The 20,813-nt window shown below is 61.3% G+C and carries 24 protein-coding genes and 1 riboswitch; of the genes, 6 read left to right on the top strand and 18 right to left on the bottom strand.

From position 1 onward, the window contains the following. The 5 genes from ACR0LZ_RS06805 to ACR0LZ_RS06785 all read right to left on the bottom strand — a co-directional run bounded on the left by ACR0LZ_RS06805 (window position 1) and on the right by ACR0LZ_RS06785 (window position 4,936). Complete coding sequence (locus tag ACR0LZ_RS06805) at window positions 1-981, bottom strand: D-alanine--D-alanine ligase family protein (protein ID WP_480749024.1); 981 nt, start codon at window positions 979-981, stop codon at window positions 1-3. Beyond that, window positions 978-1,982, bottom strand: a complete 1,005-nt coding sequence (locus ACR0LZ_RS06800; RefSeq protein WP_480749023.1) for a D-alanine--D-alanine ligase family protein — start codon at window positions 1,980-1,982, stop codon at window positions 978-980. The genes ACR0LZ_RS06805 and ACR0LZ_RS06800 overlap by 4 nt, the downstream gene beginning before the upstream one ends. Further along, window positions 1,976-3,274 (bottom strand): KamA family radical SAM protein, encoded by a 1,299-nt coding sequence (locus ACR0LZ_RS06795; protein ID WP_480749022.1) that lies wholly within the window; start codon window positions 3,272-3,274, stop codon window positions 1,976-1,978. Before ACR0LZ_RS06795 ends, ACR0LZ_RS06800 begins: the two co-directional genes overlap by 7 nt. A 131-nt stretch (window positions 3,275-3,405) precedes the next feature. Then, a complete protein-coding gene (locus ACR0LZ_RS06790) occupies window positions 3,406-4,368 on the bottom strand; it encodes a calcium/sodium antiporter (protein WP_480749021.1) in 963 nt (320 codons plus the stop codon). A gap of 133 nt (window positions 4,369-4,501) precedes the next feature. Then, window positions 4,502-4,936, bottom strand: coding sequence for a CBS domain-containing protein (locus ACR0LZ_RS06785; protein WP_480749020.1), 435 nt, complete (start codon window positions 4,934-4,936; stop codon window positions 4,502-4,504). Between the two features lie 393 nt (window positions 4,937-5,329). Between ACR0LZ_RS06785 and ACR0LZ_RS06780 the strand changes: the two genes are divergently transcribed. Next, on the top strand, window positions 5,330-5,869 hold the full coding sequence (locus tag ACR0LZ_RS06780; protein ID WP_480749019.1) for a dihydrofolate reductase family protein: 540 nt from the start codon (window positions 5,330-5,332) through the stop codon (window positions 5,867-5,869). Next, a complete protein-coding gene (locus tag ACR0LZ_RS06775) occupies window positions 5,866-6,423 on the top strand; it encodes a TetR/AcrR family transcriptional regulator (RefSeq protein WP_480749018.1) in 558 nt (185 codons plus the stop codon). Before ACR0LZ_RS06780 ends, ACR0LZ_RS06775 begins: the two co-directional genes overlap by 4 nt. Window positions 6,424-6,456: 33 nt before the next feature. Here ACR0LZ_RS06775 and dxs read toward each other — a convergent pair whose 3' ends face one another. Genes dxs through ACR0LZ_RS06745 form a run of 6 tightly spaced genes read right to left on the bottom strand, consistent with a single transcriptional unit; the run spans window position 6,457 to window position 11,689 of the window. Continuing rightward, window positions 6,457-8,385 carry a 1-deoxy-D-xylulose-5-phosphate synthase gene (gene dxs / locus ACR0LZ_RS06770; RefSeq protein WP_480749017.1) on the bottom strand — a complete coding sequence of 643 codons (1,929 nt, stop codon included), beginning with the start codon at window positions 8,383-8,385 and terminating at the stop codon, window positions 6,457-6,459. A 14-nt stretch (window positions 8,386-8,399) separates the two neighbouring features. Then, window positions 8,400-9,266 (bottom strand): polyprenyl synthetase family protein, encoded by an 867-nt coding sequence (locus ACR0LZ_RS06765; protein WP_480749016.1) that lies wholly within the window; start codon window positions 9,264-9,266, stop codon window positions 8,400-8,402. Continuing rightward, window positions 9,266-9,508, bottom strand: coding sequence for an exodeoxyribonuclease VII small subunit (locus ACR0LZ_RS06760; protein WP_480749015.1), 243 nt, complete (start codon window positions 9,506-9,508; stop codon window positions 9,266-9,268). The genes ACR0LZ_RS06765 and ACR0LZ_RS06760 overlap by 1 nt, the downstream gene beginning before the upstream one ends. Next, entirely contained in the window at window positions 9,505-10,431 is a 927-nt protein-coding gene (locus ACR0LZ_RS06755) for a histone deacetylase family protein (RefSeq protein ID WP_480749014.1), read from the bottom strand. The genes ACR0LZ_RS06760 and ACR0LZ_RS06755 overlap by 4 nt, the downstream gene beginning before the upstream one ends. 47 nt (window positions 10,432-10,478) lie before the next feature. Further along, on the bottom strand, window positions 10,479-11,180 hold the full coding sequence (locus ACR0LZ_RS06750) for a response regulator (RefSeq protein WP_480749013.1): 702 nt from the start codon (window positions 11,178-11,180) through the stop codon (window positions 10,479-10,481). Beyond that, complete coding sequence (locus tag ACR0LZ_RS06745; RefSeq protein ID WP_480749012.1) at window positions 11,177-11,689, bottom strand: MarR family winged helix-turn-helix transcriptional regulator; 513 nt, start codon at window positions 11,687-11,689, stop codon at window positions 11,177-11,179. Before ACR0LZ_RS06745 ends, ACR0LZ_RS06750 begins: the two co-directional genes overlap by 4 nt. Window positions 11,690-11,845: 156 nt before the next feature. Between ACR0LZ_RS06745 and ACR0LZ_RS06740 the strand changes: the two genes are divergently transcribed. After that, on the top strand, window positions 11,846-12,712 hold the full coding sequence (locus ACR0LZ_RS06740; protein ID WP_480749011.1) for a branched-chain amino acid aminotransferase: 867 nt from the start codon (window positions 11,846-11,848) through the stop codon (window positions 12,710-12,712). Between the two features lie 60 nt (window positions 12,713-12,772). Here ACR0LZ_RS06740 and ACR0LZ_RS06735 read toward each other — a convergent pair whose 3' ends face one another. Then, window positions 12,773-13,918, bottom strand: a complete 1,146-nt coding sequence (locus ACR0LZ_RS06735; protein ID WP_480749010.1) for a M24 family metallopeptidase — start codon at window positions 13,916-13,918, stop codon at window positions 12,773-12,775. A 208-nt stretch (window positions 13,919-14,126) separates the two neighbouring features. Between ACR0LZ_RS06735 and ACR0LZ_RS06730 the strand changes: the two genes are divergently transcribed. Both ACR0LZ_RS06730 and ACR0LZ_RS06725 read left to right on the top strand, forming a co-directional pair. Further along, on the top strand, window positions 14,127-15,077 hold the full coding sequence (locus ACR0LZ_RS06730; protein WP_480749075.1) for an AraC family transcriptional regulator: 951 nt from the start codon (window positions 14,127-14,129) through the stop codon (window positions 15,075-15,077). A gap of 109 nt (window positions 15,078-15,186) precedes the next feature. Continuing rightward, window positions 15,187-15,552: a hypothetical protein gene (locus ACR0LZ_RS06725; RefSeq protein ID WP_480749009.1), complete on the top strand. Its 366-nt coding sequence runs from the start codon at window positions 15,187-15,189 to the stop codon at window positions 15,550-15,552. Window positions 15,553-15,613: 61 nt separating this feature from the next. On the opposite strand, the gene ACR0LZ_RS06720 is transcribed toward ACR0LZ_RS06725, so the two are convergent. The 6 genes from ACR0LZ_RS06720 to ACR0LZ_RS06695 all read right to left on the bottom strand — a co-directional run bounded on the left by ACR0LZ_RS06720 (window position 15,614) and on the right by ACR0LZ_RS06695 (window position 19,914). After that, complete coding sequence (locus ACR0LZ_RS06720) at window positions 15,614-15,919, bottom strand: hypothetical protein (RefSeq protein ID WP_480749008.1); 306 nt, start codon at window positions 15,917-15,919, stop codon at window positions 15,614-15,616. A 33-nt stretch (window positions 15,920-15,952) separates the two neighbouring features. Beyond that, window positions 15,953-16,552 carry a cob(I)yrinic acid a,c-diamide adenosyltransferase gene (gene cobO / locus ACR0LZ_RS06715; RefSeq protein WP_480749007.1) on the bottom strand — a complete coding sequence of 200 codons (600 nt, stop codon included), beginning with the start codon at window positions 16,550-16,552 and terminating at the stop codon, window positions 15,953-15,955. A gap of 58 nt (window positions 16,553-16,610) precedes the next feature. After that, window positions 16,611-17,546 carry a DMT family transporter gene (locus ACR0LZ_RS06710; protein WP_480749006.1) on the bottom strand — a complete coding sequence of 312 codons (936 nt, stop codon included), beginning with the start codon at window positions 17,544-17,546 and terminating at the stop codon, window positions 16,611-16,613. Between the two features lie 54 nt (window positions 17,547-17,600). Further along, the gene (locus ACR0LZ_RS06705) at window positions 17,601-18,263 is read right to left on the bottom strand and encodes an HD domain-containing protein (protein WP_480749005.1); all 663 of its coding nucleotides are present in this window, start codon (window positions 18,261-18,263) and stop codon (window positions 17,601-17,603) included. Next, window positions 18,247-19,347, bottom strand: a complete 1,101-nt coding sequence (gene aroC, locus ACR0LZ_RS06700; protein ID WP_480749004.1) for a chorismate synthase — start codon at window positions 19,345-19,347, stop codon at window positions 18,247-18,249. Before aroC ends, ACR0LZ_RS06705 begins: the two co-directional genes overlap by 17 nt. A gap of 126 nt (window positions 19,348-19,473) precedes the next feature. Continuing rightward, window positions 19,474-19,914, bottom strand: a complete 441-nt coding sequence (locus tag ACR0LZ_RS06695) for a 6,7-dimethyl-8-ribityllumazine synthase (protein ID WP_480749003.1) — start codon at window positions 19,912-19,914, stop codon at window positions 19,474-19,476. A gap of 76 nt (window positions 19,915-19,990) precedes the next feature. Beyond that, window positions 19,991-20,138: riboswitch (FMN riboswitch) on the bottom strand. Window positions 20,139-20,192: 54 nt separating this feature from the next. Between ACR0LZ_RS06695 and ACR0LZ_RS06690 the strand changes: the two genes are divergently transcribed. Then, a complete protein-coding gene (locus ACR0LZ_RS06690) occupies window positions 20,193-20,804 on the top strand; it encodes an FMN-binding negative transcriptional regulator (RefSeq protein ID WP_480749002.1) in 612 nt (203 codons plus the stop codon). Window positions 20,805-20,813 lie beyond the last annotated feature (9 nt).

Raw genomic sequence — 20,813 nt, 5'->3', positions numbered from 1 at the left:
TCAGGCCGCCAATTCGGTTTTGCGCAGACCGGCAGAGGCGATCTGCCCGATCAGGTCCTCGAAGCTGAGCCCGGCCTGCGCAGCGGCGGCCACGAAGCCCGCGTCGGGGGCGAGACAGGGGTTGGTGTTGACCTCGAGAATCCAGGGTCGGCCGCTTGCGTCGATGCGGAAATCGACCCGCGCATATCCCGACAGGCCGAACAGATCCCAGCAGGCGCGCGCAAGGCGTTTCAGTTCGGTCAGCAGCGCTTGGTCCCGGGGTGGGAACTCGAACCGTCGCGGGGTGTTGTTATAGGCATGCGTGTCCTCGACCCATTTGGCGTCGTAATCGACGATGCGGTGTTTGTCGGGGCCGTAGCCCAGAAACTGCGTTTCGGCGGGCGGCAGCACACGGGGGCCATCGTCCGTGTCCAGCAGCGACAGGGCGAATTCGCGACCGTCGACATAGGTTTCGGCAAAATGGGGATCACCCGTGCGCGCGGTCTTTTCGGCGATTGCCCCAGCGGCCTGTTTGCCCGGCATCACCGAGGACTGATCAATGCCGACCGAGGCGTGTTCGGTGATCGATTTAACGATCACCTGAGGCGTGCGGGCCAGCGAAACGCCGTTGACGCTCCAATCCGGTGTGGGCAACCCGGCCTCGCGCAACCGCTCTTTCTGCATGACCTTTGACTGGCATGTCCAGGAGGCCTCTGCCCCGCATCCGGTGAAGGACAGGCCACGGGCCTGTAAAGCCTGGGGGATGGCGGCCGCCGGCGCTGCATATCCGCCGACGGCCTCGACCAGATTGAAGACCAGATCGGGCCGCTCGGCGGCCAGCTGATCCAGGACGGCCTCGCCTTCGTTCAGCGTGATCAGCCGCGACCGCGCGCCCAAATCGGCCAGTGCGTCCATCACCGCTATTGCGGTCTGGACAGTGTCAAGCTCGTCGGGGGTGTTCCCCGTCGCCCCGTGAATAACGGGGATATCAAAACCATTCATGATGCGACGCGCTGCGCCTCTGTCAGTTGCCCTGTGCGGGTCAGTGCCGCCGCGACGATTCCGGTAACCAGGTCGTCATAGGTGAGGCCGGACTTGGCCGACAGCATCGGCAGGTCCGAGTGGGTCGGGTGCATGCCGGCGAGCGTGTTGACCTCGAGGAAATGAGGCCAGCCAGCCGCGTCGGATCGCAGATCGACGCGGGCCGTATCGCGGCATTGCAAGGCGCGATAGGCGGCAAGGGCGACCTGCCCCGCCTCGATCGCCTCGGCGTCATCGGCCAGTTCGTAATGCACGTGCTGTTCCCAGTGTTCCTTGTTGTGAAAACTGTAGATCTGATCGCCCGACCGGTCGCGCAGCATAACCTCCATCACGGCGATGACGCGGGCCCCGGCACCATTGCCGAGAATGCCCACGGTGAACTCGCGCCCGGGCAGGTAGGTTTCGGCCAGAACGGGCTGTTCGAACCGGGCAATCAGGTTCTGCGCCACAAGCTCGGCGGATTTTGCATCGCCGACCTTCGAGGCGTTTTCGCAGCCCTTGCCGGTGCCTTCGGCGAGCGGCTTGAGAAACAGCGGGTACGGCAGTTCAGAGTCTACTGCGTCGGAGGCGGTTTCGAACACCGCGAATGGTGCGGTGGGCAGACCGGCATCGCGGACGACCCGCTTTGCCATTGCCTTGTCGAGGCCCAACGCCTGCGTCAGCGGATCGGAAAAGGTGTAGGGCACACCATATGCTTCGAGCAGGGCGGGAACCTGCGCCTCGCGCGAGCGGCCCGAGACGCCCTCGGCAATGTTGAATACGAGGTCCCAGCGGTCTCCAGCCACGAGTCGCGAGGCCAGCGCCCGGATGTTGCCGATGCGGTCGGTCCGGTACCCGGCCCGCGCCAGCGCAATTTCGATGGCCGCAACCGTTTCGGGGCTGTCGAATTCGGCCAGTGCCTCGTCCGACAGGCCTGCGTCGGCATAGTCATCCCTCAGATCATAGGTCAGGCCGATCAGCATGATGGGGATTCCCTGGATGGAAGCGGGCTTTGGTCCGGATCGTGGTAGCGGTAGTGGTGCCCTTCGAAGTTGCGCAGGATCAGGTCATCGCCGTCGCGGCCCACGATGTAGTCCGGCAAAAGCGGAATCTTGCCGCCGCCGCCGGGGGCGTCGATGACGAATTGCGGCACGGCATAGCCTGTTGTGTGACCGCGCAGACCTTCGATGATCTCAAGGCCTTTTGCGACCGGGGTGCGGAAATGGGCCGAGCCGGTAATCGGGTCGCATTGGTAGAGGTAATAGGGTTTCACCCGCCGCTTGAGCAGACCGTGATTGAGCGATTTCATCGTCTCGACATTGTCGTTGATGCCTTTCAGAAGCACGGTTTGAGAGCCGAGCGGAATGCCGGCATCGGCCAGCCGCGCATAGGCTTCGGTCGCTTCGGGGGACAGTTCCTTTGGGTGCGTCGCGTGGATCGACATCCACAGGGGGTGGTGCTTTTTCAGGACGCGGATCAGAGTGCGCGTAATCCGCATCGGCAGCACGGTCGGAACCTTGGTGCCCATGCGCACAAACTCGACATGCGGGATGGCGTGCAGACGGCCCAGAAGATGGTCGAGCTTTTCATCCGACAGGGTCAGCGGATCGCCGCCCGAGAGCAGAACGTCGCGGATCTGGGGGTGGGCTTCGATATAGGCGAAGGCCTGTTCCCACTGGCGGGTCGAGAACTGGTACTCGCCGCCCGCCTGGCCGACCATGCGCGAGCGTGTGCAATAGCGGCAATAGGTCGAGCAGGTGCCGGTGGTCAGGAACAGAACCCTGTCGGGATATCGGTGCACGAGACCGGGAACCGATGTGTCGTGATCCTCGCCCAAGGGATCGTCCGCCTCGCCGGGCGTGCGCAGGTATTCCTGACCCACCGGGATATGCGTGCGGCGCAATGGTTCGGACGGGTCGTCGTGCCCCATGAGGCTGGCATAATAGGGTGTGATGCCGACCGGCAGTCCGCCGACATGGCGACCCAGCGCTTCGCGTTCGTCCGGGCCGAGTTGGAAGATCCGCTCAAGCTGGGCGGTTGACCGGATTCGCGCCCGCATCTGCCAGCGCCAGTCGTTCCAATCCGCCGTCGTAGTGTCGGGGAAGAACCGCTTGCGGAATTCTGCGGTGACTTTGCCAATCGGAAACCGTGGCGCGCGCAGAGACGGGCGGCCGGGTATTGAAATCGATTGGTTGGGTTCAAAAGGGAAGAAGGTTGATCCGGCGAGATGCCCGAGATCTGGAGGCTCCGATACAGGAGCGAGTTCTTGATCCATTCGGATAAGGTTCCGGTGCCGAGAGAGCCGTCGCGCGCCAATCGTCGTTTCTGTCGCTGCACTCGGACGTTGCGAAAATGCGCTTGGTTGCGTTTCATTTCAAGAGGCTTCTTTTCTCTTTTTGAGGACGGTCAAATTGTGTGCGCCATGGCCAGAAGTGCGGCCAGATATGCACCGTATCCGAGCACCAGCAGGGCGCCCTCGTACCGCCGGATCGACCAGCCGGTGACGGCGACCGCGATGAGCGCGGCGGTTGCCGCCAGCATCACCCAGATGTCGAATTCAGCGATCTCTGCGGGGACAGGAATCGGTGCCACAAGGGCCGTTACACCCAAAATGCAGAGGATATTGAAGATGTTGCTGCCGACGATGTTGCCGAGCGCCACATCGCCCTGACCCCGGCGCGCCGCGATGGCCGATGTTGCAAGTTCGGGCAGCGATGTGCCGACCGCCACGATGGTCAGGCCGATCACCGTTTCGGACACACCGGCAAGGCGCGCCAGATCAATGGCGCTGTCCACCAGCAAGCGTGCGCCGAAGATCGTCAGCGCCAGACCGGCGACAAAGCTGCCGATCATCGACAGGAGGTGTATGGGCGGTGTTGGTGCAAGATCGGCCTCGGCCTTGTGCAGGGCGGCCGAGTCGGAGCCGTTGCCGCGTTCCAGCAAATAGGTGAGGACAAGGTAGGTGATGAGCGCCAGAACAAAGACGAGCCCAATCCAGCGCGGGATGGCCCCTGCCAGAACCACCGCCAGGCAGGCGAGGCTTGCCAGCACCACGACGACACCATCGCGCCGGAATGCCGCGGCGTTGACGTGGATCGGAAGCAGAAGCGCCGCGATGCCGAGGATCAGCAGGATGTTGGCGATGTTGCTGCCTACGACGTTTCCGACGGCGATGCCCGGCGCGCCCTTCATCATGGCCTGCAGGCTGGTCACGAGTTCAGGTGTCGAGGTGCCGAACCCCACGAGGGTGAGACCGATGAGAATCGGCGAGATATTCAGGTGTCGTGCAATCCCCACGGCACCACGGACAAGCGCCTCGCCCCCGGCCACGAGAAGGAAAAGGCCCAGTATCAGGGTCACATATGTCATTGCGAGCCGTCCATCTTGGAGTGGTGTGTGTTGGGGCCGGGAAAAAGGCCTTTGAGGTTCAGTCTATTCTTCCCGGACCAATCCGGCAGGACAGTCCCTCGCAACGTCTGATTGCATTGTCCGAGGTATCGCATCAAACGCGTCCCGCCATATAGGCGCGCATGGATTTCGCGTCGGCTTCGCTGTCTTCGAGTTGTTGGCGGATCACGTCGAGAATGTTGATCAGGCCACACAGCTTTCCATTCCGTGTCACCGGAAGATGACGAATGTGGTGCCGGGTCATCAAAAGGTGGATTTCGGCGATGGATGCCGAGACATCGCATGTTTTCACGTCCCTGGTCATCACCCGGCTCACCGGCATGTCGATGACCCTGGCGCCGAAGTGATGCAGGCCTCGGGTGATATCGGCGGTGGTCAGGATGCCGTCGATCTGCTGGCCATCGGACGTGGCGATCAAGGCCGAGATCTCATCCTTTTCCAAATGCAAAAGGGCGCCTTTGACGGGCGAGTTGGGGTCGATACGCGGCACGAAGAAACCTTTTCGCGCCAGAATGGATTTTACCGACATGACGTTCTCTATCAGTCAGATGCACGCCGGAGGGCGCGGTTCCCAGGGCTAACGACATCCGTCGCTGCGCCGTGCAAGGCGGGCAGGCGTGTCGTCATGCTTCGGAGAAAGTGAGGCGTGCTCAGTCCATCAACTGGTACCGCAACGGAGCTGTCCGGCCATCTCGCGTCAGGACACAGATCGGTATGTCGCAATCGGCGTTCAAGTGGCGGGACACAAAATAATAGATCAAGCCGCGAAAGTACGTTGGTCTGTCTTGAGCCTGTTTTGACGAATGCTGTAAGCGAGGCAAATGTCCACATTCCCTGGCAAAGCATCGTATCAGATGCGTCTTATTGGAAATTCTTCTCTATTAATTATATGATGTATAATTAATGTCTGATGGAGAATTCCATGCCTGTCCGACATATCATGATGGCAATGAGCCTTGACGGCTTCGTGGCAAGAAAAGATCACAGCCTCGATTGGTTGACGAAACAGCCGACATCCAATGAAGACCACGGATTCAATGAGTTTATGGACAGTGTCGATGTTCTTGTCATGGGTTCCGGGTCGCTGAGAACTGTCCTGGGATTTGGCGAGTGGCCCTATGAAAAGCCAGTCGTTGTCCTTAGCCGTTCCATGACAAGTCGGGAATTGCCTGAACATCTGCAGAGCAAAGTCGAATTCACAACGGAACGGCCACAGGAGTTATGGGAGACCTTACGCCAACGCGGCCACAAGCGTGTATATGTCGATGGTGGCGCGATCATTCAGTCCTTTCTCAGGGCCGGGTTCGTGCAAGACATGAAGATTGCCATGGTTCCCATTCTGCTGGGGGATGGCATCCGAATTTTCGGTGAAACTGACGGTGACGTTGACCTTGAGCTGATCTCGGCCACGCCATTTCCGTCCGGCCTTGTCGAGCTGGTCTACAAAGTGAAGGGCGCATGACGAAATCGTCTGCGGTCGGACGGCCGCCAAAATCAACCCAGCGTCTGTCAAAACAGCTTGTGTTGCAAACCGCGTTACCCATTGTGCAAAAGCAAGGAGCAGATGCACTCTCGTTTCGCTTGCTGGCCGAAAAGCTGAAGGTCACGCCGATGGCTGTGACCTATCATTCCGGCAGCAAGCATGCGTTGCTGGCAGATTTGGTTGGTTTGGCCTTTGAGAACACGCTGCAGGACGTATCGGGAGAGAGTCCGACAGCGAAGGCGCGCAACATATTGAGAGCATACTTCCAACGTGCCTTGCTGAATGCCAACCTGTTGCGGGCCATTCTCGAAGATGTTTCTCTCATGAGCGAGGATCTCATACAGATCACAAACGAGTTGCGAGGCTGCACTCGGGAACTCGACAATGGTGACAAGAATGATGTGCTCTTGCACCTTCTCATCGACTACACACACGGTTTTGTTCTCTCAGCGTCCAGCGGAGAAAAAAACACTTTGTCAATCGACGACTTTTTGCGCGGCGTCGATTGGGTCTTGGCGAAAGCCACAGGTTGAGCAACTGAAAAATCGGTGCGGGGGGCAGAGGCCCTAGGCGCGTTTTCCGGTGATCTGGGCGACGCCGAGAACGTCAAGAACCCTGGCCTCGATATGTTCGGCGTTCATGCCCGCGACGGTGTACATGTCGGCGGGGCTGGCCTGATCGATGAATGTGTCGGGCAGGACCATCGAGCGGAACTTCAGACCGGTGTCAAAGATGCGCTCTTCGGCCAGAAGCTGCGCCACGTGGCTGCCGAAGCCGCCGATGGCGCCTTCTTCGATGGTGATCAGCGCCTCGTGCGTGGTAGCGAGGTCCAGGATCAGGCTCTGATCAAGGGGTTTGGCGAAACGGGCGTCGGCGATGGTGGGGGTGATGCCGCGCGCCGACAGAGCCTCGGCGGCTTTTTGGACCTCGGCCAGACGGGTGCCGAAGGACAGGAGCGCCACACGCGCACCTTGCTGGATCAGACGGCCCTTGCCGATTTCCAGCACCTCGCCACGCTCGGGCAGGTCCACACCCACACCTTCGCCGCGCGGATAGCGGAAGGCGATGGGGCCGTCGTCATGGGCGGCGGCGGTGGCGACCATGTGCACCAGCTCTGCCTCGTCCGCGGCGGCCATGACCACCATGCCGGGCAGGTTGGCGAGATAGGCGATATCGAACGACCCCGCGTGAGTGGCGCCGTCGGCCCCCACCAGACCGGCGCGGTCGATGGCGAAGCGCACCGGCAGGCGCTGAATCGCGACGTCATGCACAACCTGATCGTAGCCGCGTTGCAGGAAGGTGGAATACATCGCGCAGAAGGGTTTCATGCCGCCGGCGGCCAGCGCTGCGGAGAAGGTGACGCCGTGCTGCTCGGCTATGCCCACGTCGAAACAGCGCGAGGGATAGCGTTCGGCAAAAAGGTTCAGCCCGGTGCCGTCCGGCATTGCGGCAGTGACGGCGACGATCTTGTCGTCGCGCGCGGCCTCGGCCACCAGGGTCTTGCCAAAAATCGAAGTGTAGGAGGGCGCGTTCGAAGGCGCCTTTTTCTGTTCGCCTGTGACGACGTCGAACTTCGCCGTTGCGTGGCCGCGATCCCGGGCGGCTTCGGCCGGGGCATAGCCCTTGCCCTTTTTGGTCAGCACGTGGATCAGGATCGGGCCGGTCGCGCGCGCCTTGACGGTGCGCAGGACCGGCAACAGCTGGTGCATATCATGGCCGTCGATGGGGCCGAGATAGGAAAAGCCCAGTTCCTCGAACAGGGTGCCGCCGACGGCCATGCCCTTGAGCATTTCCTTGGCACGCTTGGCGCCTTCGCGGAAGGGTTCTGGCAAAAGCGAAACCGCGCCCTTGGCGGCGGCCTTGAGTTCCTGGAACGGTTCTTCGGCGTAGAGGCGCGAGAGATAGTTGGAAAACGCACCGACCGGCGGTGCGATGCTCATCTCGTTGTCGTTGAGGATGACAATCAGGCGCTTGTTCAGGTGGCCTGCGTTGTTCATCGCCTCGAATGCCATGCCGGCGGACATCGAACCGTCGCCGATGATGGCAATGGCATCGCCCAAACCTTCGGGGATTGCGCCGCCCAGATCGCGGGCGACGGCGAACCCCAGAGCGGCGCTGATCGAGGTCGAACTATGCGCTGCGCCAAACGGGTCATAGGGGCTTTCGCTGCGCTTGGTGAAGCCGCTGAGCCCGTCTTTCTGGCGCAGGGTGCGGATGCGGTCGCGCCGTTCGGTCAGGATCTTGTGCGGATAGCACTGATGGCTGACGTCCCAGATGATCTTGTCACGCGGTGCGTCGAACACCGCATGCAGCGCCACGGTCAGTTCCACCACGCCAAGGCCCGCGCCCAGATGGCCGCCGGTCACCGAAACGGCCGAGACGGTTTCCGCCCGCAATTCGCCCGCAAGCTGGGTCAGTTGCGCGTCCGAGAACTGCTTGAGATCCGCAGGGCGGTTCACAAGGTCCAACAGCGGGGTTTTCGGGCGATCTGACATGGCGTCCTTTGCGGTTAGCTGTCCCGGGCAATAACGAAACGGGCGGCCTCCTTCAAGGTATCGGCCCGCGTGCCGTAAATTTCCAACGCGGTGCAGGCGGCCTCTACCAGTTCCAGCGCGCGCGATCGCGCCCCATCGAGCCCAAGAAGCGAGACGAAAGTGGCCTTGCCTGCATCCGCATCCTTCTGCAGGCGCTTTCCGGCCTTTTTGGCGTCACCCTCGACATCCAAGATGTCATCGGCGATCTGAAAAGCAAGACCAAGCGCCTGCGCGTATTGGAGCAATGGGGCCGTGTCCTGCCCGGCCAGCCGCGCCCCGGCGCAGGCGGACCATTCGATCAACGCACCGGTTTTGCCGGCCTGCAAGCGGGTGATCTGATCCAATGTCAGGGGCCGGTCGGCGGTTTCGGCGGCGATGTCCAGCGCCTGCCCCAGCACCATGCCCTGCGCGCCGCTGGCCCGTGCCAGCGTCAGCGCCAGTTCGGCGCGGGTGTCCGCAGGGCCAGTTTCGGACCGGGTACACAGCTCAAAGGCCAGCGTCTGCAGGGCGTCGCCGGCCAGCACGGCGGTACCCTGATTCCATTTCACATGCACCGTCGGCTTGCCGCGCCGCAGATCGTCGTTGTCCATACAGGGCAGGTCGTCATGAACCAGCGAATAGGCATGCAGCGCCTCGATGGCCGTTGCGGGCCAGATCGCGCGATCGGGTCCGACATCATGCAGGCGGGCGCTTTCCAGCACGAGAAACCCGCGCAGCCGTTTGCCGCCCTGCGTGGCATAGGCCATGGCCTGGGTCACATCGATCGGGTCGAGCGCGCCCAGAACCAGATCGAAGTGGTCCTGAATCAGCGCGGCGTCCTGCGCCAGCCTTTCCTGAAACATCAAAGGCCTTCGACGGGTGTTGTCCCTGTGGGCTGGCCGCTGGCGTCCAGCGTGATGGCGGCGACCTTTTCCTCGGCGCGCTTCAGCTCGTCCTCGCAGCGCTTTTTCAACGCCGCACCGCGTTCATAGAGCGCGATCGACTGATCCAGCGCCACATCGCCGCGTTCAAGCTGGCCGACGACGGCCTCCAGCTCTTTCATCGCCTGTTCGAACGTCATCTGGTCAACGGGTGTATCGGTCATGTCGCGGCCTTCATCAGTTCTTCCACATGCGCCCGGGTTGCGGCGCTTAGCGCGTTCAGATCATACCCGCCTTCGAGAGTCGAGACGATACGGCCCTGACACACGTCTTTGGCAATCTTGCACAACTCGGCGGTGATCCACGCGAAATCGGCGGTGGACCAGTTGAGATTGGCAAGCGGGTCGTCCTGATGCGCGTCGAATCCGGCCGAGATAATGATCAGTTCGGGCTTGAACGCGCGCAGACGTGGAAAGGCCTGCCCCTGATATGCCGCGCGCATCTCGGCGCCGCCGGTTCCGGGGGCCAATGGCATGTTGAGGATCTGCCCATGCGCGCCATCCTCGTCGGGGCGGCCGGAGCCGGGCCAGAGCGGCATCTGCTGGCTGGTGATCACCAATGCGCGCGGCTCGTCCCACAGAAGGTCCTGTGTGCCGTTGCCGTGGTGGACGTCGAAATCCACCACCGCGACGCGGGACAACCCGTGGTGATCCAGCGCGTGTTTGGCCGCCAGCGCCGCATTGCCGAACAGGCAGAACCCCATCGCGGTCTCGGTTTCCGCATGGTGTCCCGGCGGGCGGATGGCGCAAAAGGCGTTGGGGGTTTCGCCGCCCAGAACCATGTCGACCGCGCGCACCACAGCGCCCGCTGCGCGATAGGCGGCATCGACCGAGCCGGGCGACATGAACGTATCGGCGTCGATCTGGGCAAAGCCGTCGGCAGGCCGGGTGGCGCGGATCGCGCGGACATGGCTTTCGGGATGGACGCGCAGCAGATCGTCGTCCGCGGCCAATGGCGCTGTCACACGGTTGAGATCCAGCGGTTCGAGTGCGTGCAGGATGTGTTCCAGCCGCGCGACCCGTTCGGGATGACCTGCAGGTGTGACATGCCCAAGGCAGTCAGCATGGGTGATCAGGGTGGTTTTCATCATGATCCCTTGTTCGAGCGGCCCGGAACAGAGCCTGGTTCAGCTGATCAATCCGGGGCGAGCATGTACCCGGCTCCGCGCACCGTTTGCAGGTATCGCGGTTGTTTCGGATCGGATTCGATCTTGCGGCGCAGCCGGGTGATCTGGACGTCGACGGCCCGTTCCTGTGCCTGGCCCTTGTCGCGACCCAGATCCTCGACCAGCTTGGCGCGGCTGATCGCTTCGCCGGGTTGGGCCGAGAAAATCCGCATCAGCTGGCTTTCGGTGGCGGTCAGACGCACCGGGTCTTCGCCCTGCCACATCTCGCCGCGTTCGATGTCGTAACGGATCGGCCCAAGATGCAGGATTTTCGGCGCGGCGTCCTGTGCCGAGGTTTCGGGCATGCGCCGCAGGATCGCATTGATGCGCAGCAGCAATTCCTTGGGTTCGAACGGCTTGGCAAGATAGTCGTCGGCCCCCGCTTCGAGCCCGGCAATGCGGTGTTCGGTTTCGCCGCGCGCGGTCAGCAACAGGATCGGCGTCGTATGGGTTTCGCGCAGGGCGCGCGTCAGGCTGACGCCATCCTCGCCGGGCATCATCACGTCCATGACGATCAGGTCGAAGTCCAGCCCGGTCAGCACCCGGCGGGCATGCGCGGCATCGCGGGCCGACGTAACCAGAAAGCCGTGCCTCATCAGGAATTTCTTCAGCAAGTCGCGAATGCGTTCGTCATCGTCGATGATCAGAAGATGGGCATCCATGTTGCTCATGAGGTCGTATCCCGCAGTTTGGTATAGGCACTACGCATATCAGTATCCATCATCGCTTCAAGTACCTTGCGAAACCCGGCCACGGCTTCGGGGCCGGCATCCTTGTAGGCTGCGCGCATCCTGGCGCGCTGGGCGTCGGAGAGTTTCGCCTCGAGCGCCCGTCCCGCATCGGTGAGGAAAAGGTGGCGCTCGCGCTTGTCCACAGTCCCCACGCGGCTTTCGACCAGACCATCGGCAATAAGCGTGCGCAGCACCCGGTTGAGGGACTGTTTGGTGACGCCCAGGATGGCCAGCAGGTTGTTCACGGTCGTTCCCGGCGCGCGGTTGATGAAGTGGACCGCCCGGTGATGGGCGCGGCCATAAGCCATTTCGGCAAGAATGCGGTCCGGATCGGCGGTAAAGCCGCGATAGGCAAAAAACATTGCCTCGATCCCCTGCCGCAACTGCTCGTCGGTCAGAAACAGCAGGCTTTCGCCACCAAAGGCCGATGCGGCGCGGGTTTCGGACATGATATGCCTCGTTTGTTGCTTGGACCGACTTTAAGTCAGTCTTGTTGACATTCCAAGGGTGAACAGGTATCGAATCGCAGCTTTTGCGCAACAAAGTGTCCGGTTCGGACCTAATTGACGCAATAAATGGAAAACTGCCGTTCTGGAGGTCTTGGCATGGCGAGTTATGATGATCGTGATGGTGTCATCTGGATGGATGGTGAAATGGTGCCGTGGCGCGATGCCAGGGTACATATCCTGACCCACGCCATGCACTATGCCTCGTCCGTGTTCGAGGGCGAGCGCGCCTATAACGGCAAGATATTCAAAAGCCGGGCGCATTCCGAACGGCTGGTCGCCAGCGCCGAGGCTCTGGATATGCCGATGCCTTATACCGTCGATCAGATCGAGGCCGCCAAGGCAGAGACACTGAAGGCCTCGGGCCTGCAGGACGCCTATGTGCGGGCGCTGGTCTGGCGCGGTTCGGGCGAGGATATGGGCGTGGCTTCGGCCCGCAACCCGGTGCGCATGGCCATCGCGGTCTGGGGTTGGGGCGCATACTATGGCGACGCCAAGATGAAGGGCGCCAAGCTGGACATCGCGGAATGGAAACGCCCGAGCCCGGAAACCATTCCGGTTCATGCCAAGGCGGCGGGCCTTTACATGATCTGCACCATCTCAAAGCACAAGGCCGAGGCCAAGGGCTGTTCCGATGCGCTGTTCATGGACTATCGCGGCTATGTCGCCGAGGCGACCGGCGCCAACGTGTTCTTTGTCAAGGATGGCGAAGTGCACACACCGCTGCCGGATTGCTTCCTCAACGGGATCACCCGCCAAACCGTGGTGCAGATGCTCAAGGACAAGGGCCTCACCGTGCACGAGCGTCACATCATGCCCGAGGAAATGGCGGATTTCGAACAGTGCTGGCTGACCGGCACCGCCGCCGAGGTCACGCCGGTGGGGCAGATCGGGGAATATACCTTTGAGGTCGGTGACCTGACCCGCGATATCGCGGAATCCTACGAGAAGCTGGTGCGTTCGTAGTTGATCGAGACTGCGGCCCCCGCGTAAATGCGGGGCCCGTGCCCGGCGTTTGATGCGATTTCACAAGATCACATCAGCCAGCGCCTTTGAGTGGAATGTGACGGGTTCGTAGCCGTCCTCGGTGATGATAAAGCTGTCGCCGACCTGCGCGCGGAAGGTGTCAACGGACACTGACCCGTCAACCGCAAATACCATGCCCGGTTGCAAAACGGTTTTGTCCCCGGTCACCAGCTGCGGTTTTTCGAGAAAACTGAACCCCGTTGCCCGCCCGCAGCGGAAAGGATAGTCGAATCCGGCCCCCTGAATGACCTCGGCATAGGCGCGGTGCACCTCCTCGGCCAATATTCCCGGCCTCAATTCATTCAAGGCGGCCTGTTGGCTGGCGACGGCAATCTCGTAGATCCCGGCCTGTGACGCGTCTGCAATTTCACCGATCCAGAAGGTCCGGTCGAAGCCCAGCTTGAAGCGGTGAAAATTCGTCATGCCGCAGAAACACAGGAATACCGGCTCTCCCCGTTTCATTATCCGGGTGGATGCCCGTTGGTGCGTTCTGGTGATCGTGTCGCCAGAGGCCATGATCTGGAGAAAATGTGTGTTGGGCGACATTGGCGTATCAGCATAGTGGTCGGACAGGATCTGTGCTGCCTTGCGGGTTCCCGCGCGCCCGGTTGCCAGCGCGACCTCGTATTCGGGAACACCGTCGCCGATTGCGTCGCGGCCGGCCTCCATCATCGCCATGGCGACCTGACCGGCATGGCGCGCAAGTTGCAACTCGGACGCTGATTTGATCATCCGCATGTCATCGAGGATGGGCGAGACGTCTCGTAACCGGGATGATTCCACAAGCGTATCGACATAGCGCCTGACCATCGGCGGCATCCGGTCCGGCTCGATCGCCACCGACCCGGCGGCTTTCAGGATGGCGGGCAGTTCCTGTCGCCATTCCTCCCCCGCGCCGTCGTTCCAGGCTGCAATCCTGTCAACCTGCGCAACCTTTATGGCCATGACTTCGTCGATCGTGGGAGTGATCAGCAGGCTGTCGCCGTCTTCTGGAATCACCAGGATCGTCGGTCGCCCGAATTCCATGTGCAGGTAGTCATAGTATCCGGTCAGGTAATAGACATTATCTTCGTCCGTGACCAAGGCGGTGTCGATCCCCTGCCGGATCAGGCGGTCGCGGAATTCGGTCATTCTGTCGTGACTCATTCGATGATCCCCTGCCGGTGGCTGAATGACTGTTGTATGAAGTCGGTAGAGTGTAATGGGCAGGAATCGCAGCTGGCAATGGGTTGCGGGGCCGGGCGTGCATAACTGCGGTTTGCTGGTCATGACGCAACATAAACCCATCGTTCAAAATACATTGCAGTTCGTTCAGGCATATGGACGAAGGGCAAAATACGACTACGTTCGCATCATGTTGGACCTTCTCAGCGATATCCTGACCCGCCTGTCCCTGCGTGGAACCCTGTATTTCCGCACGTCGTTCACACCGCCGTTCGGGATCAAGGTGCCGAGTTACCAGAACGTGGCCCGGTTTCATTTCGTGCAGCGGGGCGAGTTGAAGGTGTATGTCCCGTCAACCGCCGAGACGCTGCGGCTGAGGCAGGGGGACCTGATCCTGATCCCGCATGGGGCGGCGCATGCGCTGCTGTGCAACGAAGTCAAGCCGATCGACGCCCTGCCGCTGGATCAGGTTCTGGAGCAAGCCGGGTACAAGGGCGACGGCGTTCTGATTTATGGCGGCGCGGACGAAGAGCGCGATACGCAGCTGATCTGCGGCCATTTCTCGTTTTCCGCTGCGCCGGGCGGGAAGGGATCCGGTCACATGCTGATAGACCGGCTGCCGCCCTATATCCTGATCGAAAATTATGGCGAGGAGGCCGGCGCCTGGATCGAGGCGACATTGCGCATGATCGGGTCGGAAGTGAATGGGGCCCGGATCGGTGGCGACCTGATCGCGCTGAAGCTTTCGGAAGTGCTGTTTGCCCAGGCCATCCGGGCGCATCTGGAACATCAAAGCCCAAACTATTCCGCACTGGCCGGGTTTGCCGATCAGCGAATATCGCGGGCGCTGACGGCGTTTCACCGCGCCCCCGCGCGCGATTGGAGCGTCGAGACGCTTGCACGTGAGGCCGGGATGTCGCGAACAGCCTTTGCCCAGCTTTTTGCGCTGAAGATGGGAACGACCCCGATGCAGTACCTGACGGAATGGCGCATGCAGATCGCCTGTCACGGGTTGGTCGAGAACCGCTGGAACGTCGCGGATGCGGCCGCCGAGGCGGGCTATAGCTCCGAGGCGGCGTTTTCGCGCGTGTTCAAGAAACAAATCGGCGTATCACCGGCGGCCTATAAGGCGATGCACTGATACGATCAAACTTTGTACGAATGGCAAGATCATATGTACGCTCAAGGCTCAATCGTTCGAGAAAGATCCCTTATCTTTGCTTCACATCGATCAGAGAAAGGAAAATCTCATGTCCATTCGTTTTGTTACCCGCAATATTCACGCCTATCTCGATTATCCGGTTGCTTTCGCGCTGATGGGGCTGCCGTTCCTGCTGGGACTGGGGCAGTCCAACCCGATAGCGCTGTGGCTGTCGGTTGTCACCGGCATGGCGGCCTTTGTGCTGACGGTCCTGACCGACCACCATCTGGGGATCTGGCGGGTTCTGCCGTACAAGTTCCATCTGGCGGTGGACCTGCTGGTCGGCATCACCTTTTTGTTCGCGCCCAGCCTGTTCGGTTTCTCCGGCCTCGACGCTTCCTTTTATTGGCTGAACGGGATCGCGGTCGTAGCGGTGATTTCGCTGAGCGCGCCAGAAGAGAGCGTTGCGGCCTGACGGCCCGACCCATGCAGAAGAAAAAGCCGTGGCCTTGGTTGCCACGGCTTTTTCGCGGGTTCTATCGGCCCCGGAAAAACAAGACCCAAACGGCGCAACCCATCACGACCAGCCCGGCAAATGCAACGAGGGATATGGCGGCCAGAAACAGGCGCGGGCGTTTGTCCCGCTCGATCACGTCGAACTGAAACCTGATCCTGCCGTTGGCCAGCGCATCGGCGACCATCGCCAGGGCAAAGGTGCCAAGCGATGCCGTGCTCAACCCGCCCCAGAGGTTTTTCGACGCCTCTGAGCCGCTGGCGCCCAGCAGCAGACCGAAGAGGACAAACGACACACCTGACAGGATCATCAGTCGGTTTGCGGTCATTTGCGCCTCCTCCATTGAATGGTTGCGGCTGGCTTAGAAATCGATACCCCTTTGTGCCTTGATCCCGGCATCGAACGGGTGCTTTTCCACGGTCATTTCAGTGACCAGATCGGCATAGTCCCTGAGCGCCTGCGGTGCGTCGCGGCCCGTCAGGAACACGCTGGTTTTCCCGGACCGCGCCTCAAGTCCTTCGATGACTGCATCCACCGTCAGGTATTCATAGCGTAGCGCAATGTTGATCTCGTCCAGCACCACCAGATCGTATCCGCCGCTTTCCATCAGTTCGCGGGCCTTGCCAAAGGCCGCCGTCGCCGCGGCGATGTCGCGTTCGCGGTCCTGGGTATCCCAGGTGAAGCCTTCGCCCATTGTGTGCCAGGTGACCAGCCCGTGTTCCTCGAAGAACCGGCGCTCGCCTGTTTTCCATTTGCCCTTGATGAACTGGACGACGGCCACTTTTTTGCCCCAGCCCAGCGCGCGGATGACGACACCGAAAGCGGCCGAGGATTTGCCTTTGCCCTTGCCGGTGTTGATCAGCACCAACCCGCGATAGGGGTCGACCGCTTCGGACACTTTCTTGCGGTGCTGGGCTTGCACCTGTTGCATCTTTTCCTTGTGGTCCTGTGCGTCGCTCATCGGAGAATCCTTGTTCATTGTCGGGGTCAACCTAGGGAAAGTGAGCGAAAGGTAAAGGTCAGGCTTTGGGATCGGTGACCGCACGCACTTTGCCGCGCTCCAGCCCAAGTTGGTGCTCGCGCCAGATCACCAGCACGTTTCCGGCAATGACCAATGCCGCGCCCGACAGCATGACCAGCGTCGGCAACTCGTCGAACCAGACGTAGCCGATGAAGATGGCGAACAGCATGCTGGTATAGTCATAAGGGGCCAGCATCGAGGCCTGACCGAAACGAAAGGATGACGTAACCAGAATCTGCGCCACACCGCCCACCAGCCCGGTCAGGATCAAAAGCGCGGCCTCATCCCAGGTCGGCATTGTCCATCCGAAGAAGGCGGTCAGCGCAGACAGAACCGACGCGGTGGCCGAGAAATAAAACACGATGGCTGCGGGGTGATCGACCTGCACAAGCTGGCGAAGGTGGATCTGTACGAACCCGCGGGCGATGGTCGCGCCCAGAACACAAAGCGCGCCGATGGTGGCAGAGGTCTGCAGGTCACTGCCGCCAAGGCGGGGCCAGAGCATGATGAGAACACCCAAAAGACCAATTGCAACCGCGCCGATGCGGATCATCCGGATAGTTTCGCCCAGCATCAGGGCGGCCAGTATCAGGGTGAAGATGGGCGTGGCATAGCCGATGGCGGTCACCTCGGGCAGCGGCAACAGGCTGAGTCCGGTGAAAGTCAGGCCCATGGCGGTGGTGCCCAGAACGCCGCGCCAGAAATGCCCCATCGGTCTTTTCGCGACAAATCCCTGTTTCAGCTCCCCGCGCACGATCAGCCATACGACGATCACCGGAATGGCGAAAAGCGAACGAAAGAACACCATCTCACCCGGCGGAAAAGTGTCTGACAGCGCCTTGACCAGTGCCGACATCAACGTGAACAGAAACAGGGCACTCAGCTTGAGCGTCACGGCAAGTACAGGTCGATGCGATGTTAAGGGGGTCGCCATGCGCGCGACCCTGCGCCTTTGCCGGGCAAAGATCAATAATGGAAAATCCCGGTCCTATTCGGCGGTCCAGTCCGCGGGCAGGGCGCGGCCGATTTCCTCGGCGAACGCCTCGAGAAACCGCAACATGCGTTGGACACGTTGGCGCGCGATCCGTTCGCCGCCTTTGGTCAGCATGTCCGCTGGCAGGCTCAGCAATTTGATCTTCCAGTGATCGACCGAATAACGCAGGTCGTCCAGCGGGCGGTCTACGGCAAAGGGATCGGCGGGATCATAAAGGGCGCGACCCAGGGAACCGGCGACGGAAAAGTTGCGCGCGATGCCGATGGCGCCCAGTGCATCCAGCCGGTCGGCGTCACGCAGGATGCGGGCTTCGGCCGACTGCGGTGCGATTCCGGCGGAGAAACTGTGCGCGGCGATGGCGTGTTTCGTGGCCTCGATTTCAGGCGTGGAAAAGCCCAGGCCGGCCAGGATAGGCGCGGCTGCCTCGGCCGAGCGGCGCGAGGCAAGGTGCCGATCGGGATTGTTCTTGGGCAGATTGACCAGATCATGCAGATAGCAGGCCGCCAGCAGGATACGCTGGTCGGTTTGCCCATCGGCAATGGCGCTGGCATTGACCCAGACCCGGTCGAGGTGCGCCAGATCGTGCGCCGGGTCGGAAGCCATCAGATCGCGGGCGATGTCGCGCAGCCGGGTGCGCAGCTCAGCCAATGTGGCCACGATTTTCACCGATCTGGCCGCGATGCAGCAAAAGGTGGTCGAGGATCACGCACGCCATCATCGCTTCGCCGACCGGCACTGCGCGGATGCCGACGCAGGGGTCGTGGCGGCCCTTGGTGATGATCTCGGTCTCTTCGCCGGATTTTGTGATGGTCTTGCGGGTGGTCAGGATCGAGCTGGTCGGCTTGACCGCGAAACGTACGACAATGTCCTGTCCGGTCGAGATGCCGCCCAGGATGCCGCCTGCGTGGTTTGAACTGTATTGCGGGCCATCCTGACCCATGAAGATTTCGTCGGCATTGGCTTCGCCAGTCAGTTCGGCGGCAGCCATACCTTCGCCGATCTCGACGCCTTTGACAGCGTTGATCGACATCATCGCGGCCGCGAGATCAGTGTCTAACTTGGCATAAATCGGCGCCCCAAGCCCTGCCGGGACACCGCGTGCCACAACCTCGACCACGGCCCCGACAGAATTGCCCGATTTGCGCAGGTCATCCAGATAGGTGGCCCAATCCCCGGCCGCCTGTTCATCAGGCGTCCAGAACGGGTTCTGTTCGATCTGCGCCCAGTCGAATTTGGCGCGGTCGATCTTGTGCGGTCCGATCTGGGTCATGTAGCCGGTGATCTGCACATTCGGCGCGATCTGCCTGATGGCCTCGCGCGCCAGCCCGCCTGCGGCAACGCGAGACGCGGTTTCCCGGGCTGAACTGCGCCCGCCGCCACGATAGTCGCGGATGCCGTATTTCTGCCAATAGGTGATATCGGCGTGGCCCGGGCGGAACTTGTCCATGATGTCGCCGTAGTCTTTCGAGCGCTGATCGGTGTTTTCGATCATCAGTTGCACCGGTGTGCCGGTGGTCTGGCCTTCGAACACGCCCGAAAGGATCTTGACCTGATCCGGCTCGCGTCGCTGCGTGGTGAATTTGTTCTGTCCCGGTTTGCGCTTGTCCAGCCAATGCTGGATCATCGCTTCGTCTATTGTGACCCCCGGCGGGCAACCGTCGACAGTGGCGCCCAAGGCGGGCCCATGGCTTTCACCCCAGGTGGTGACGCGGAAAAGATGGCCAAAGCTGTTCATTGACATGGGGCGTGCTCCTTTGCGGATCGTGATTAGCGGGCAAGGCCCCCGGCCTCAAGCGGATTTGGCCGTTGACGGGTTTAACGCCGCCCTGCGGGCGGCGCATTTTGAGTATTTTCGAAAGGATGAAGATCAGGCAGCCTGCGCGACTTTCGCACGGGTTTCCGAAATCATCAGCGCGGCCTGAGCCGCTTCGCGCCCTTTTTGTACGAAATGGTCGCGGTAGATCGAATTGTGATGATCGGTTTCCTGATATTGGTGCGGGGTCAGCGAGACCGACAGGACGGGAACCCCTGTATCAAGCCCGGCGCGCATCAGGCCATCGACCACGGCTTTTGCGACGAAGTCGTGGCGATAGATGCCGCCATCAACGACAAAGGCAGCGCAGGCGACGGCGGCATAACGCCCAGTCTGGGCCAGATCACGGGCCAGCAGGGGCATCTCGAACGCGCCGGGAACATCGAAGACATCGACTTGTTCTGCGGGGACGAGTTCAAGAAACCCGTCGAGCGCGCGGTCAACAATGTCGGAATGCCAGTTGGCTTTGACGAAGGCATAGCGGGTGTGTGTCATCGTAATCTCCATAGGTTAGACACGTCACCCAAGGCGATCACGAACGGACGAGCACACGCGGGGGCGTGGCCTGGCCGTGCGTTCTCTTTCATCCGGACTGTAACCGTCGGCTCTGGCATTTCACCAGATCTGCTGACACCCCTAAAACCGGGGCCGCTCACGGGCTTACGGGCCGTGGCCCGCATACCGCCGGTGGGGAATTCCGCCCCGCCCTGAGAACGAGGCGGACCTTGCCAAGAACCGGCTGCCGCTGCAAGAGATTTGACAGGAGGACTTTTATGCATCCAAATCCAGCTTTCCGCGCCGAGGACCGCGCGCGTCATGTTGAATTCGCCCGCGACCGGGCGTTCGGCGTTCTGGCACTCTCTGCGGGCGAGGCCCCGTTATTAAGTCATGTCCCGTTTCTGCTGTCCGAAGACGGTTCACTGGCTGACCTGCATCTTGTGCGCTCGAACCCCATAGTGCGGGTTCTGCGCGAGACGCAGTACGCGAAAATCGCGGTGCAGGGGCCGGATGCCTATATTTCGCCCGATTGGTACGGTGTCGAAGATCAGGTTCCGACGTGGAACTACGTTGCCGTGCACCTGACCGGAAAGCTTGAACTGCGCCCGCAGGACGAGCTACGTGGCTTGCTTGACCGCCAATCTGCATTCTATGAGAAGCGGCTGCTGCCCAAAGCCCCATGGGGAACAGGGAAAATGTCCAGTGAAGCGCTGAACAGGATGATGCGCATGATCGTACCGTGCCGCATGCAGGTAGAGGATATTCAGGGCACCTGGAAGCTTGGTCAGAACAAACCCGAGGACGCGCGAAATGCGGCCGCTGATCAGGTTTCCAACGGCTTTGGCAGTGAAACCGCCCGGCTGGCCGCCTTGATGCACAAGGCTTAGCCAGCATCA

The organism is Ruegeria sp. CI1 (assembly GCF_056536925.1).
Note: the sequence above shows the minus strand (reverse complement) of the source record. Positions and strands in the feature narration are given on the sequence as shown.

Bases quoted from the DNA above. Each gene is read 5' to 3' on its own strand.
- ACR0LZ_RS06805 (WP_480749024.1), bottom strand. From the start codon at position 981: ATGAATGGTTTTGATATCCCCGTTATTCACGGGGCGACGGGGAACACC.
- ACR0LZ_RS06800 (WP_480749023.1), bottom strand. From the start codon at position 1,982: ATGCTGATCGGCCTGACCTATGATCTGAGGGATGACTATGCCGACGCA.
- ACR0LZ_RS06795 (WP_480749022.1), bottom strand. From the start codon at position 3,274: ATGGATCAAGAACTCGCTCCTGTATCGGAGCCTCCAGATCTCGGGCAT.
- ACR0LZ_RS06790 (WP_480749021.1), bottom strand. From the start codon at position 4,368: ATGACATATGTGACCCTGATACTGGGCCTTTTCCTTCTCGTGGCCGGG.
- ACR0LZ_RS06785 (WP_480749020.1), bottom strand. From the start codon at position 4,936: ATGTCGGTAAAATCCATTCTGGCGCGAAAAGGTTTCTTCGTGCCGCGT.
- ACR0LZ_RS06780 (WP_480749019.1), top strand. From the start codon at position 5,330: ATGCCTGTCCGACATATCATGATGGCAATGAGCCTTGACGGCTTCGTG.
- ACR0LZ_RS06775 (WP_480749018.1), top strand. From the start codon at position 5,866: ATGACGAAATCGTCTGCGGTCGGACGGCCGCCAAAATCAACCCAGCGT.
- dxs (WP_480749017.1), bottom strand. From the start codon at position 8,385: ATGTCAGATCGCCCGAAAACCCCGCTGTTGGACCTTGTGAACCGCCCT.
- ACR0LZ_RS06765 (WP_480749016.1), bottom strand. From the start codon at position 9,266: ATGTTTCAGGAAAGGCTGGCGCAGGACGCCGCGCTGATTCAGGACCAC.
- ACR0LZ_RS06760 (WP_480749015.1), bottom strand. From the start codon at position 9,508: ATGACCGATACACCCGTTGACCAGATGACGTTCGAACAGGCGATGAAA.
- ACR0LZ_RS06755 (WP_480749014.1), bottom strand. From the start codon at position 10,431: ATGAAAACCACCCTGATCACCCATGCTGACTGCCTTGGGCATGTCACA.
- ACR0LZ_RS06750 (WP_480749013.1), bottom strand. From the start codon at position 11,180: ATGAGCAACATGGATGCCCATCTTCTGATCATCGACGATGACGAACGC.
- ACR0LZ_RS06745 (WP_480749012.1), bottom strand. From the start codon at position 11,689: ATGTCCGAAACCCGCGCCGCATCGGCCTTTGGTGGCGAAAGCCTGCTG.
- ACR0LZ_RS06740 (WP_480749011.1), top strand. From the start codon at position 11,846: ATGGCGAGTTATGATGATCGTGATGGTGTCATCTGGATGGATGGTGAA.
- ACR0LZ_RS06735 (WP_480749010.1), bottom strand. From the start codon at position 13,918: ATGAGTCACGACAGAATGACCGAATTCCGCGACCGCCTGATCCGGCAG.
- ACR0LZ_RS06730 (WP_480749075.1), top strand. From the start codon at position 14,127: ATGTTGGACCTTCTCAGCGATATCCTGACCCGCCTGTCCCTGCGTGGA.
- ACR0LZ_RS06725 (WP_480749009.1), top strand. From the start codon at position 15,187: ATGTCCATTCGTTTTGTTACCCGCAATATTCACGCCTATCTCGATTAT.
- ACR0LZ_RS06720 (WP_480749008.1), bottom strand. From the start codon at position 15,919: ATGACCGCAAACCGACTGATGATCCTGTCAGGTGTGTCGTTTGTCCTC.
- cobO (WP_480749007.1), bottom strand. From the start codon at position 16,552: ATGAGCGACGCACAGGACCACAAGGAAAAGATGCAACAGGTGCAAGCC.
- ACR0LZ_RS06710 (WP_480749006.1), bottom strand. From the start codon at position 17,546: ATGGCGACCCCCTTAACATCGCATCGACCTGTACTTGCCGTGACGCTC.
- aroC (WP_480749004.1), bottom strand. From the start codon at position 19,347: ATGTCAATGAACAGCTTTGGCCATCTTTTCCGCGTCACCACCTGGGGT.
- ACR0LZ_RS06695 (WP_480749003.1), bottom strand. From the start codon at position 19,914: ATGACACACACCCGCTATGCCTTCGTCAAAGCCAACTGGCATTCCGAC.
- ACR0LZ_RS06690 (WP_480749002.1), top strand. From the start codon at position 20,193: ATGCATCCAAATCCAGCTTTCCGCGCCGAGGACCGCGCGCGTCATGTT.